Origin of the sequence: Streptomyces inhibens (assembly GCF_022221585.1) — a bacterium.
Classification (GTDB): Bacteria; Actinomycetota; Actinomycetes; order Streptomycetales; family Streptomycetaceae; genus Streptomyces; species Streptomyces inhibens.
The window spans coordinates 9,018,653-9,030,263 of sequence record NZ_CP084681.1 but is presented as its reverse complement, the minus strand read 5'-3'; the positions used below and the strand labels follow the sequence as shown (position 1 = coordinate 9,030,263).

Genomic DNA, 11,611 nt, shown 5'->3' with positions numbered 1-11,611 from the left:
GCCTTCGTATGTGTCCGTATGTCCGTGCCGGAAAACTGCTCCCCTCAACCGACCTTGGGCAATTGCTGCGTGGAGCAGTGAATCCCGCCGCCACCCTCCCCAAGAGTGTCGACGGGCAGTTGCACCACCTCCCGGCCCGGGTACAACTCGCGCACGATGGACGCGGCGTTGCGGTCGGCCTTCCTGTCGCCGAAGCGAGGCATGACGACCGCGCCGTTGACCACGTAATAGTTGACGTAGCCGGCCAGGAATCCGTCCCCGCGGCGGCCGATGTGGACCGGCTCGGGCAGTTCGACGACGTCGAGACGCTTCCCCCTGGCATCGACCGCCCTGTCCAGCACCTCGCGCGCCTGGTCGTAGGCCTCGGTCCAGACGTCCCGGGGAGCGTCCTCATCCGGTGCGCTGATGACCACGACACCCGGTTCGGAGAAGCGTGCCAGCGCGTCGATGTGGTAGTCCGTGATGTCTTTTCCCTTGACGCCCTTCACCCAGATCACCGTGGTGGCGCCGACCAGATCCTTGAGGGCCCGCTCGATGTCGCCGCGGGATCTGCCGGGATTGCGGGCATCGTTGACCAGGGAACTCTCGGTCGCCAGCAGGGTGCCCCTGCCGTCGACCTCCAGCGCGCCGCCCTCGCCCGTGATCGGCGCCTTGATCCTGGTGAGGTGCGCGTCGTCCAGGATCCGGCGTGCGACCTGGCTGTCGCGGCCGTGGTCCTGCTTGTTGCCCCAGCCGTTGAAGTTGAGGTCGACTCCGGCGATGCCGTCGGGCCCGAGTACGAAGAGCGGTCCGCTGTCGCGCATCCACAGGTCGTCCACCGGAGTCGGGACCACCTCCACCCCTGACCCGCAGGCCTGCCGCGCCGCCTTCACCTCCGGGCCATTTGCCAGGAGGACCACCGGCTCGAACTCCGCGATCGTCCGTGCGATGCGCGCGATGTCGTCCCGCACACCGGCGATGTCCGGCCCCCAGATCTTCCGGGTGGGCCATGCCATATACGTCGACCGGTGCGGGTGCGCCTCGTCGGGCAGCCGCCATCCGCCGGCCGGCGGTGCGTCTGACGGGGCGGTGCTGCCGCCGCCCGGCGCAGGCACGCTGCTGTCCGGCGTACGGCAGGCGCTCAATCCCCCGCCGAGCGCGGCGGCGACCGCAGTTTGCAGTGTCTGACGTCTGGATATTCGCACGATCAACCACCTGACTGAAATTTTGGTCAGGCCCATGGTAGGGCATGATCGGACGTCAGATACTTTGATCCTTCGGATAGCGGGAGCATTCGATGCCGGACAGGCCCACCCAGATCCTCGAAGCCGCCGCCCGGCTGATCGCCCGGCGTGGCGTGCGTGGGCTACGGGTCGAGGAGGTTGCCGCGGAGGCCGGTGTCTCGACCGCGCTGATCTACTACCACTTCAAGGATCGCGCCGGCCTGCTGCGCCGCACGCTGGAGTTCATCAGCCGGCGCGCGGTCCGCTACACCGACGCGGCCCTGGAAGCCTCCGACGATCCCCGTACGCAGCTCACCGAGATGCTGCTGCTGGAGCTGCAGGACACTCCCCACGTCAGGGAGAACAGCGCCGCCTGGGGCGAGTTGCGCGCCACCGCCGTCTTTGATCCGGACCTGCGGGAACTGCTGGCCGCTGCGACACGTGAGTGGATCGACGACCTCGCACACCTCATACGGCAGGCGCAGGCACAGGCGGTCGATACGGTCGACCGACCCGGCCGCGAGACCGATCCGTACGATGCGGCCGAGCGGCTCACGGCCCTGGTCGAGGGCCTCAGCGAACGTTGGCTGAGCGGCACCACCTCGCTCCAGCGCGCGCACGAGCTGCTCCGTGGCGCGATCGAGGCGGAGCTCTGACGGGGCAGCAGGCCGAACTGACGAGGCGGCAGGCCGAGCGCGGTGCCGCTCGCCGATATCTGGACGCGCGGCTCGCATATCCGTGCCCGGTCCGAGTTCGACTTCGCCGCCTTCTTGGCCGGATTGAAGCTCGCCCACTACGGGCCGCCCGGCGTTCACCGCTGATCGACTTGCCCGGGCGGGCACGGCATCAAGCGACCGGCCCACGCCGCCAGTTGGTCACCCGCCTGGTGCTCGTCGACGCGAACCTCGATCCGATCCCACGAGATCACGTCACCGGTAGCGGGCCCGCCCGATGGCGGCCGCGACGGTCAGCGGAATCGTCAGTGCGGTGGCGAGCAGGAAGATGAGGCCATACTCATGCCTGCCGGCAGCGGCCGCCGTCAGGCCGCTCGCCAGCGCGCTGCCGCCGTAGAGGCTGACGCCGAACATCGCAACGCCGGTGGCTCGGGCCGTCGGGGCCACCGCGGTCGCCCAGGCCTGGACCGTGGTGTGCAGGAACGACCAGCCGGCGCCCAGCAGCAGCGCGGTGACCGCCAGGGCCGGGAGCGACTGACTCACGGTGGCAACCGTGTAGGCCACAGCGGCTTGCGCCCCGCCGGCCACGATCAGCCTGGTGGGACTCCACCGACCCACCAGCCTCTTGACCCACTGCGCGCACACCATGGCCGCGACGCCGTACAGCGCCGACACCGCACCGGCCACCGCGGTCGGCACCCCCCGGGCCTCCAGCGCCGGCGCCAGATACGTCAAGAAACCCAGCAGCACGGCGCCTTCGAGCAGAGCGACGGCCATGACGTACCACATCCATCGCGACCTGAGTACGACACGGAAGGGAGCCAACAGGCAGCCGGCAGGCTCGCGTTCCGGTTCGGGGAGGCGGCGCAGCGCCCGGGAGAGATACGCCGCGAGCAGGGCCGGCACGAAGAAGACCAGGCGCCAGCTGATGTAGTGCGCCAGCGCTCCGGCCATGAGCGTGCCCAGCGCCGTACCCAGGGAGAACGCGGTCATCAGATCGCTGAGCGGGCGCTGGCGTCCCTCGGCGGGGACGACGTCGCCGATGTGGCTCAGCGACGCGGGGATGCAGGCGGCGAAGCAGGCTCCGGAGAGCGCCCGGGTCACGATCAGGACGGTGGCATTCGGGGCGAGCGTGGAGAGCAGCGCGGCGAGGGCGCCTACCGCGAGGGAGAACCGCATGACGCGGATCCGGCCCATCCGGTCACTGGCGATCCCCCACACCGGCTGCATCAGGCCGTAGCAGACGTAGTAGACGCCGGCTGCGAGCGCCACCGTCGAGATACTGGCGCCGAGTTGGTCCGCGATGAGCATCAGCATCGGCGCGATACAGAAGCGGTCGAAGTTGCTGATCAGGCCGGCCAGCCGCAGCAGCCGGAGTGAACGCGTCGATAAACCGGCCGTAGTTGGGGTCGAGGCAGGGATGGAGATAGAGGTAGAGGCAGTGGTGGACCTGGTGAACACGAAGGGTCGCTCCTTGTCGTCGCCCGGCGCTTCCCCGGGCCCTGTCCAGCCCACCACTCGCGCCGTCCGGATATTCGCCTCAAGCGATCACCATCGCTCACACTTTGTCGTGCAGGACATCCGTGGACAGAGGAGACGAAGACGCGATGGGCGTCGTCAGGGAAACGCCGTCCGGCACAGGGAACACGGCGAGTACGCTGCGCAAGGAGCTCGGCGCCTTCCTGCGTTCCCGACGGGAGCGGCTGACCCCCGCCGAACTGGGCCTGCCGGTGGCGCCGCGCCGGCGTACCCCCGGGCTGCGCCGCGACGAGGTGGCCGAACGGGCCGGCATCAGCAGCTCCTGGTACGCGTGGTTGGAGCAGGGCCGGGTGCGTACGTCGGAGCAGGTGCTGCGTGCGGTGGCGCGGGCGCTGCGACTGGACAGGGCCGAGACCGCGCACGTCCTGTCCTTCGTCGAGGACGTCCAACCGGCCGGCACGCCGCCGGGCTGGGTCTCACAGAACCTGCGGTCGCTGGTGGAGTCGGTATCGCCGAATCCGGCCGTGGTCATCGATCCGCACTGGGACCTGCTGGCCTGGAACGCCGGATACGCCGCGCTGCTGACCGACCCCGCGCGCCTTCCCGCGAAGCAGCGCAATCTGCCGTGGCTGGTGTTCCGCTGGGCACCGGCGCGCGCCCTGCTCGTGGACTGGGAGTCCGAAGCGCGCGGCCTGTTGGGCCAGTTCCGCGCCCACGCCGCCCGGCACCCGAACGACCGGCGCTACGCGGAGATCGCCGACGAGATCACCCAGGATCCGGACGCGGCACGCTGGTACGGCCAGCGGGAGACAGCGGTCTACCAACCGGCGGTGCGGCACTTCCGGCACCCTACGGCGGGCGAACTGCGCCTCCGATACGTGAAGCTGGCCGCCCTCGACGAGCCGGGACATCACTTCCTGTGCTACCTGCCCGACGACGCAGCCGCCGAGACGGCCGTACGGAAGCTCACCGAGCACGCGTAACCGGGCACACGCCGACGGCAACTGCCGCCCGCCGGCGTTCGGCAATCGCCGGCCAGGTAGCGGGCGAACCATCGGCGCTGGGCCAAGGACGGCATTCGACCGTATGCTGCGGGCGGCCCGGGCCAAGGCGGACGCGCGGCCGGCGACATCGACTGGCTGGTCTCGGTCGGCTCCACGATCGTCCGCGCCCACCAGCACACCTCCGGCGCACGAAAGGGGGGCTCCGCAGTCAGGGTCTCGGCCGTTCCCGCGGCGGGTTGACCAGCGCCTCAAGCAGTGGCGCGGCATCGCCACCCGCTACGACAAGACCGCCGACTCCTACCGAGCCGCCGTCACCCTCGCCGCACCGCTGATGTGGGCCGGCCCACCCTTTGACGACAACTCCTAGGCACGGGACACTTCGAAGCACTCAAGATTCTCGATCACGACATCAGCGGCATCTTCCGATCCGACGCTCAGCAGCCAGTCGGCAAACCGCCAGCCGTACTCCTCCATGGGGCTCCGCTCGTGTTCGGGCCGTGTGGGCCCGAAGTTCCGCTCCAACCAGGCGAAGTACGCCCGACGCGTGGTGAGGTACTCCTCGCGTAGGGGAGCGGGACCATCGAAATCCTCTTCGGCGAGGTCATAGAACAGATCCAGCAGATTGTGCGCGCTGACATAGAGATCCCCCTCGTCACCGAAGAGGATGACGGGCAGGGTGGCGAGATCGGCCCGGTCGTCGCACCGCCACAGCGCGTAAAAGGAACCGGACGAGGTGGCCTGAGCGAAGGGGATCACCCGGTCATAGAACTCCGGACTCGCCGAATCCGACCAGGACGCATCGTTGTTGTACTCGCGCAGTTCGAATCCTGGCGAGTAGAAGTCCGTGCACTGATCATCAAACTCTTTGAGCAGATTCAGCTCAGGTATCGGTGAGTACGTGTCGCTCATGGGTCCACCTCGGAAGAGATCGAGCAGGTGAAGTGACCCTACTTCTGGGCAGCGGGCCAGGTCTTGGGGTGGCCGGGCTTGGTGGTGTCGACGCCACCGGGACCGGCGAAGCGTGTGCGCGCCCGTGTGGATCGGCCGAAGGCCGCGCAGGGCTGACTGAACCTGACGCGAACGCCCGGCATCATCAACGCCCCGGCCCCGTACCACTCGCTCACAACAGCGGGTACGGGGCCGAGAGGTTCGTTGTTCGTCAGTCAACGGCGCACCGAACCAACAGTCCGGTGATCCGAACCAAACGGCCTAGTCCTCGCCTCCCACGCCCGCGCCCACGCGGCATTCGGGGTGGCCCCAGCCGTCCGGGTTCTTGGCGATGGTCTCGCCCGCTGCGTAGGAGCGCCCGCACCGGCAGCGGCCGGGGAACTTGGCGTTGAGTGTCCGCGTGGAGTTCCCCGAGGTGCTCCGGCGCGGCGGGGACGCCGTCTTCGTGGCCGAGCCGGCGGCACGGCGGCGGGTGCCCCCGGACCGTACGGTGTCCGGCGCGGCCGGCGGCTCAGCGGAACCGAGCGCGCTGCCGGCTGCCTCCTGGACGACCGCTGCCTGGCTGGCGGCCCGGTCGGCGAAGTCGTTGAGCCGGTCGCCGTCCACCTGGTGCGCAGGCACGTACCGGAACTCCACGGAGCGGCCCGTGAGCAGCTCGTCGATCCGCACGACGAGTTCCTGATTGGCGACCGGCTTGCCCGCGGCGGTCTTCCAGCCCTTGCGTTTCCAGCCGGGCAGCCACGTGGTGACAGCCTTCATGGCGTACTGGGAATCCATCCGGATTTCCATCGGGACGGCGGGATCGGTGGCCGACAGCAGGCGCTCCAGGGCGGTGAGTTCCGCGACGTTGTTCGTCGCGGTGCCCAGTGGGCCGGCCTCCCAGCGGACGACAGCTTCGTCGCCGTCGGCGACGACCCAGGCCCAGCCCGCGGGCCCGGGGTTTCCTTTCGAGGCGCCGTCACATGCGGCAATCACGCGTTCAGCCATGCGCGCGATCATGCCAGGCGCCGACTCGCCGAGCGAAACTCGTCGTACTTGCGGCTCCCGTCGCGACGCCCGGCATCGCGCGCCGGGCCGCCGAGGCACCCCCGGAGCCCGGTCGGGGCGGGTCCGGCACGAGGACGTCCACGGCATCCTGTCCGAACGCGTCGGCCTCGCTCCTCCCTCTCGATCCATCACGATCCATCACGATCCATCGAGAGGGGCACTCAGCCATCAGGTTGGCTACTGGTCGACCTAATGGCTGTCAGGAGAATCCGGCGCCGCTCAAGGTCGACATCGACGAGCCGCACGGTGATCTCGTCGCCGACGCCGACCGCCGCGTCCGGCGTACGGTCCTGTCCACCGTAGAGATCGGCGTTGGGGACCAAGCCTTCCCTCCGGCCTTCCACACAGACGAAAACGCCGAACGGGACGACCTTGGTGACGTGCGTGGTGAAGACCCGGCCGACCCGGTCCAACATCGTCAGCCAGGTGTCCTCCTGCGTGGCCTTGAGCGACAGTGCGATGCGTTCGCGCGCCAGGTCGACGTCGAGGATCTGCACGGTGAGCTCCTGGCCGACCCGGACCACGTCCTCGAAGCGCTCGAACCGGTCCCAGGACAGCTCGGCCGCGCTGATCATCCCGTCGATGCCGCCGATGTCCACAAAGACGCCGAAGCCGGCTATGGAGGTCACGGTCCCCGAGCGCACCTGGCCCTGGCTAAACGTCTTCAGAAAGGCCCAGCGGTCGTTGAGCGGGGTGGGACAGGTCCGCCACCGGGCCCGTAGTACGCCGTCCTCGTCGGGCAGCACGGCGGTGAACAACGGCCGGCGCTCGTCGAGGTCCATCGGCAGCAGCACGGCGGCGCGGGCACCCTCGACCAATGCGGTCAGCTCGGCGAACTGCGTCTCCGTGGCTACGACACTGGCGATACGCCCCGTCCTGTCCTCCAGGACACACTCGACCAGCCCTTCGTCCGGGAGGCTGTCGAGCACTGCGCTGACGTCGTGGTGCAGATCCGGCCATACGGCCAGCCTGGCGCGCGGCGTGAGCCCGGCGCGGAGGTGGTCGCCATTTTCCCTGGTGACTCGGTGCCAGCGGCAAACACCGTCGAGCGGCTCCTCTTCCAGGAGCAGCGCCCCCTTCCGCGGGATGTTCAGATACAGCCAGTTCCAGAAGTCGTCGTCGGCTGCCTGCTGTGGCCCTGGTTCGTCGTCGGCCCACTCATAGGGGGAAGCGGCGATGCTCTCCGGGAACAGACCAAGGCTGCGGGTGAGCGCCACGGCACGCTCGCACGGTCGGGCGCTGCCGACGTACAGGTACTGGTCCCGCCCGACATGGACCGTGAAGATGCCCTCGGCCTCCAGGCGGCACCAGGCGCCGTCCTCGCGCAGCATGACGCGTACCAGCTCAAGCGCCGTTTCGAGCGCCACCTCAGCACCATCGTGGTAACCGGACAGATCAGAAGGGAACAGCCCGGCCAAGCCGCGGCTTTCCGCGGCCGGCTCCGCGCCCAGGAAGGCGCTGCCGGGAGTCGACGGCTCACGGATGACAAGGCGGTCCACGCCGCTGTCCACCGCGAAGGCGGCAACAGCCCGCAGATGGGCTGCCTCTACCGGACCGCGGTCGCTGACCGGATCCTCACTGCCCGTGTATCGGTCCTGTTCGTCACGGTCGGCCGGGTCGTACTTGGTGATGCGGTAGCAATGGGACAGCACATCAGCACCTCTCTGGGCGACCGGTGGCGAGGCCGACGCCGAGGCCGACGCCGAGGCCGACGCTGACACGGAGATGGAGCCCGGCCGCGATCATCTCACTGTGCCGTCGTGGCACACGGCCAGCCATCTGCTCTCTGCGTCAGCCGTCGGCGCCGACCCGCGCAGGATCGCTGTTCATGCTGTGCCCGACGGCGGGTGGCAGGTGGGGGTGGACGGTGGCGGGTGGACGGTGGCCGGTCATGTGCTCGGGACGGTGCGCTGCACCTGTCGCAGGAATGTCGCGTTGTCGGGTGTCTGCCGGACCTTGTCCAGCAGGGCCTCCATGTTCGCCGGTCCGTCGCCGGTCTGGAGGGCGCGTCGCAGTCGACGGGTAGCCGTCAACTCAGCTGCCGAAAGCATCAGTTCCTCGCGACGGGTCCCGGAGCTGGTGATGTCGACCGCTGGGTAGAGCCGCTTGCTCGCCAGCGCGCGGTCCAGGCGGAGCTCCATGTTGCCGGTGCTCTTCAATTCCTCGAAGAAGTAGTCATCGGCCCGTGAACCCGTCTCCACCAAGGCCGTGGCGAGGATGGTCAGCGAACCGCCCTGCTCCGCGAGACGCGCCGCTCCGAAGAGCCGCTTGGGACCGTGCAGTGCGGCGGCGTCGACCCCTCCGCTCAGGGTACGGCCGCCCGACACGGCCGCGTTGTTGTACGCCCGGCAGAGACGTGTGAGGGAGTCAAGAAGGATGACGACGTCCTGACCCTGCTCGACAAGCCGTTTGGCGCGTTCCACCGCCAGTTCGGCGAGTGCGATGTGCTCCTTCGGCGGACGGTCGAAGGTCGAGGCGAGGACCTCGCCGCGTACGCCACGACGCATATCGGTGACTTCCTCGGGACGTTCATCGACCAGCACCACCATCAGCCGGCATTCGGGGTGGTTGTCAGCGATAGCGGCAGCGAGCTGTTGCAGCAGCATCGTCTTGCCCGTCTTCGGTGGCGCGACAATCAACCCGCGCTGCCCCTTGCCGACCGGCGCGACCAGGTCGACGATGCGCGGTGTCAGCCCGCCTGCCGCACTTTCGAGCCGCATACGGTGCCGTGGGTGCAGCGGCGTGAGGTCACGGAAGTGCGGTCGGCCACGCAATGCCTCCGGCGGGCGCCCATTGACCGACTCGACCTGGGTGAGCGAACGCGGCCGGCCGCACACCCCTACGACGAAATCGCCTTTGCGCAGGTGTGATGTGCGGATCAGGGCAGTCGGCACTCGGACATCGCCGGGTGACGGGAGACAGCCTTCCACGCGCAGGAAGCCGAATTCCTGCCCCCTTTCGTTGGTGATGTCCAGGACCCCGGCTACGGGGAGGGAGGGCTGCGGCGGGGTGGAGGCAGTGAGCCGTTCAATGGTGGTGGAAGGGGGAGCGGTAGTGGCGCTGGCCTTGATGGCGGCGTTGGTCTTGGCGTTGGCGTTGACGTTCGCCTTGGGCTTGGTGCTGGTGGTGGTGCTGGTGGGCATGAGTTGGTGTCCTCTCAGGACGTTCGGACTTGGGAACGCGTGGAAGGGGGGAAGTCGGCGTGCAAGGGCGGTGACATCACGCCCCGCTGGCGGGCAAAGAAGGCCCGCTGCCGGAAAGGAAGGTGGCGCTGGATCGCCGGACTGGACTGCGGTGTCGACACAGTCGGCGCTGGATCGCCGGTCGGGAAGGACGGGCGCGTCAGCGTTATGGGGAGGGAAGACAGGCACCGGCGCCGGGATTTCGGCGAACACAAGTGCTTTCCCATCGCACTGTACCACCCGGCGCGGCCGATCGGGTGAGGTGTGGAGGGGCCGTATGCTGAGGCGCGATGTTCGCACCCCAGGGCCCTACATTCCGTGAGCTCGCCGTCCAGGCGATGTCCTCCGTCGAGCGCGGCTATGACCTGCTCGCACCGAAATTTGACCGCACTCCGTTCCGGACGCCGGAACGGGTGCTGACTCCCGTGTCAACCGCCCTGCGGGCGCTCGGACCGTTCGGCAGCGGTCTCGACCTGTGCTGCGGTACCGGCGCGGGCATGGACGTACTGCGGCAGGTCTGCAAGGAGCGAGTGACCGGTGTCGACATCAGTGCCGGGATGCTCGCCGTGGGCCGTGCCCGTGAACGGATGTCCGCGGCCGCATCGCGCGGGCAAGCCGCTCCACAAGGGGAGGCAGGGCCGCCCGTTGAGGCCGAACCGCCGGTAGAGGACGCACCCTGCGTGGAGGCCGGACCGCCTGTGCAGGACGGGCCGTGTGTGGATTGGGTACGTGCGGATGCGCGGGCCCTTCCGTTCGGGCCGGTCTTCGATCTCGCGGTGAGCTTCGGTGCGTTCGGGCATTTCCTGCCGCGGGAGCGACCGGGACTGTTCGCGCAGGTCCACTCCGTGCTGCGACCCGGTGGCCGGTTCGTCTTCCCGATCGGAGCGCCTCCCCGCCCCGGGTCGTCCGCCTATTGGACGCTGCTGGCCTTCGATGCGGCGATGCGGGTCCGCAATGCGCTCTGGCACCCGCCCTTCGTCATGTACTACCGGGAGTTCCGGCTCGCAGATGTGCGCGCAGAGCTGGCTCGGACCGGATTCGAGGTAGAGCTGCACGGGCTGCCGGAGCTCGGCCGACGCCCCGACGGCAGCCCGCGGTGCCGGCTGGTGGTGGCCACCCGGGCCTTGTGAGCGGAGAACTCGTACGTTCTGCTCTCACCGCCCCCTCTCACCGATCCTTGTAAAGTCGGCTCCTTCATGAGGCCGCGGCACGTCCTCGCGTGGCCGCGTAGCGCGCGGGTGTCGTGCCCACATGGCGTGTGAAGTGCCGGTTCAGGTGCGCTTGGTCATGGAAGCCGACGACTGCCGCGACTTCGGCCGGTCGTAGGCCGTCGAGCAAGAGCCGGCGGGCCCGCTCGATGCGCTTGCCGGTCAGATAGGTGTGCGGCGGCAGGCCGTAGGTCCGCTTGAAACAGCGGATCAGGTGGGTGGGGTGAGCGTGCAGGATGCCAGCGGCCTCGTGCAGCGAAATGCCGGTGGGTATACGGGAGTCGAGCAGTTCCCGCAAGGCGGCGGCCAGGCCGTGTGCCTCCCGGCCCGGTGTACGGGTTCGGGGCGCGTCGAGGTGGAAGCGAAGCCGTTCACGGATGAGGGAGAGGCGGGATTCGGCTTCGAACGCGTCGCCGGCGTGGCCAAGGGACGTATCCAGTTGGTGGATGCGTTGGCGCAGCAGTGCGTCATCAAGTATCGGACGGTCCACCGCGCTGCCGGTCAATTGCTCTGGGAGCACTGTCATATCGAGATAGAGCACGCGCTTACGGAAGCCTGACTCCGTGACCGTTCTGCCGTCGTGGGAGACGCCAGGAGGCAGCAGGCCGACCATGCCGGTACCGGTTGCGCCATGACGGTGGCGGTCGAGAGCGAAGTCGACCGAGCCGTCATCGAGGATCATCAGGGCCCATGTGTCGTGGGTATGGGCCGGATAGGCGTGATCGGTGAAGTGCGCGTGGAAGACCTCGGTGATTCCTGGGACCGGTGGCCTCCAGACGCTGATCGTCGAGCGGAGCCGGCCATCTGTCATGCCAGGAACGTACAAGACCGGAGGAGTCAGCGGGCGGCAGGCTGATGCCACAACCG

Annotated in this window: 10 protein-coding genes and 2 pseudogenes; 5 read left to right on the top strand and 7 right to left on the bottom strand. The window is 68.7% G+C overall.

The genetic code is table 11. The annotated features are described in order from the left end of the window. Positions 1 to 44 precede the first annotated feature (44 nt). Positions 45 to 1,184 carry an agmatine deiminase family protein gene (locus KI385_RS40565; protein ID WP_238576994.1) on the bottom strand — a complete coding sequence of 380 codons (1,140 nt, stop codon included), beginning with the start codon at positions 1,182 to 1,184 and terminating at the stop codon, positions 45 to 47. 92 nt (positions 1,185 to 1,276) lie between these two features. On the opposite strand from KI385_RS40565, the gene KI385_RS40560 reads away from it, so the two are divergent. Then, entirely contained in the window at positions 1,277 to 1,858 is a 582-nt protein-coding gene (locus KI385_RS40560) for a TetR/AcrR family transcriptional regulator (protein ID WP_238576993.1), read from the top strand. A 273-nt stretch (positions 1,859 to 2,131) separates the two neighbouring features. Here KI385_RS40560 and KI385_RS40555 read toward each other — a convergent pair whose 3' ends face one another. Beyond that, positions 2,132 to 3,337, bottom strand: a complete 1,206-nt coding sequence (locus tag KI385_RS40555; protein ID WP_238576992.1) for an MFS transporter — start codon at positions 3,335 to 3,337, stop codon at positions 2,132 to 2,134. A gap of 146 nt (positions 3,338 to 3,483) precedes the next feature. Between KI385_RS40555 and KI385_RS40550 the strand changes: the two genes are divergently transcribed. The 3 genes and pseudogenes from KI385_RS40550 to KI385_RS40540 form a co-directional block, all read left to right on the top strand. Then, positions 3,484 to 4,338 carry a helix-turn-helix domain-containing protein gene (locus tag KI385_RS40550; protein WP_238576991.1) on the top strand — a complete coding sequence of 285 codons (855 nt, stop codon included), beginning with the start codon at positions 3,484 to 3,486 and terminating at the stop codon, positions 4,336 to 4,338. Between the two features lie 144 nt (positions 4,339 to 4,482). Further along, positions 4,483 to 4,604: pseudogene (locus KI385_RS40545) on the top strand (IS5/IS1182 family transposase); the annotation flags it as partial. A 2-nt stretch (positions 4,605 to 4,606) separates the two neighbouring features. Then, a pseudogene (locus KI385_RS40540) lies at positions 4,607 to 4,726 on the top strand (IS5/IS1182 family transposase); the annotation flags it as partial. Here the strand turns inward: KI385_RS40540 and KI385_RS40535 are convergent. The 4 genes from KI385_RS40535 to rho form a co-directional block, all read right to left on the bottom strand. Beyond that, entirely contained in the window at positions 4,723 to 5,268 is a 546-nt protein-coding gene (locus KI385_RS40535; RefSeq protein WP_238576990.1) for a hypothetical protein, read from the bottom strand. The pseudogene KI385_RS40540 and the gene KI385_RS40535 sit on opposite strands and share 4 nt — an antisense overlap. Positions 5,269 to 5,568: 300 nt before the next feature. After that, on the bottom strand, positions 5,569 to 6,306 hold the full coding sequence (locus KI385_RS40530; protein ID WP_238576989.1) for a ribonuclease H family protein: 738 nt from the start codon (positions 6,304 to 6,306) through the stop codon (positions 5,569 to 5,571). A 209-nt stretch (positions 6,307 to 6,515) separates the two neighbouring features. Beyond that, positions 6,516 to 8,006, bottom strand: coding sequence for a S1 RNA-binding domain-containing protein (locus tag KI385_RS40525; protein WP_238576988.1), 1,491 nt, complete (start codon positions 8,004 to 8,006; stop codon positions 6,516 to 6,518). A 237-nt stretch (positions 8,007 to 8,243) separates the two neighbouring features. Next, complete coding sequence (rho, locus tag KI385_RS40520; RefSeq protein ID WP_238576987.1) at positions 8,244 to 9,497, bottom strand: transcription termination factor Rho; 1,254 nt, start codon at positions 9,495 to 9,497, stop codon at positions 8,244 to 8,246. Positions 9,498 to 9,826: 329 nt separating this feature from the next. Between rho and KI385_RS40515 the strand changes: the two genes are divergently transcribed. Next, the gene (locus KI385_RS40515) at positions 9,827 to 10,666 is read left to right on the top strand and encodes a class I SAM-dependent methyltransferase (RefSeq protein ID WP_238576986.1); all 840 of its coding nucleotides are present in this window, start codon (positions 9,827 to 9,829) and stop codon (positions 10,664 to 10,666) included. Between the two features lie 64 nt (positions 10,667 to 10,730). On the opposite strand, the gene KI385_RS40510 is transcribed toward KI385_RS40515, so the two are convergent. Then, positions 10,731 to 11,555, bottom strand: coding sequence for a helix-turn-helix domain-containing protein (locus KI385_RS40510; protein ID WP_238576985.1), 825 nt, complete (start codon positions 11,553 to 11,555; stop codon positions 10,731 to 10,733). Positions 11,556 to 11,611: the final 56 nt, after the last annotated feature.

Excerpts from the sequence above, each read along its gene's own strand:
- KI385_RS40535 (WP_238576990.1), bottom strand. The coding sequence starts at position 5,268 with ATGAGCGACACGTACTCACCGATACCTGAGCTGAATCTGCTCAAAGAG.
- KI385_RS40510 (WP_238576985.1), bottom strand. The coding sequence starts at position 11,555 with ATGACAGATGGCCGGCTCCGCTCGACGATCAGCGTCTGGAGGCCACCG.
- KI385_RS40515 (WP_238576986.1), top strand. The coding sequence starts at position 9,827 with ATGTTCGCACCCCAGGGCCCTACATTCCGTGAGCTCGCCGTCCAGGCG.
- KI385_RS40530 (WP_238576989.1), bottom strand. The coding sequence starts at position 6,306 with ATGATCGCGCGCATGGCTGAACGCGTGATTGCCGCATGTGACGGCGCC.
- KI385_RS40560 (WP_238576993.1), top strand. The coding sequence starts at position 1,277 with ATGCCGGACAGGCCCACCCAGATCCTCGAAGCCGCCGCCCGGCTGATC.
- rho (WP_238576987.1), bottom strand. The coding sequence starts at position 9,497 with ATGCCCACCAGCACCACCACCAGCACCAAGCCCAAGGCGAACGTCAAC.
- KI385_RS40550 (WP_238576991.1), top strand. The coding sequence starts at position 3,484 with ATGGGCGTCGTCAGGGAAACGCCGTCCGGCACAGGGAACACGGCGAGT.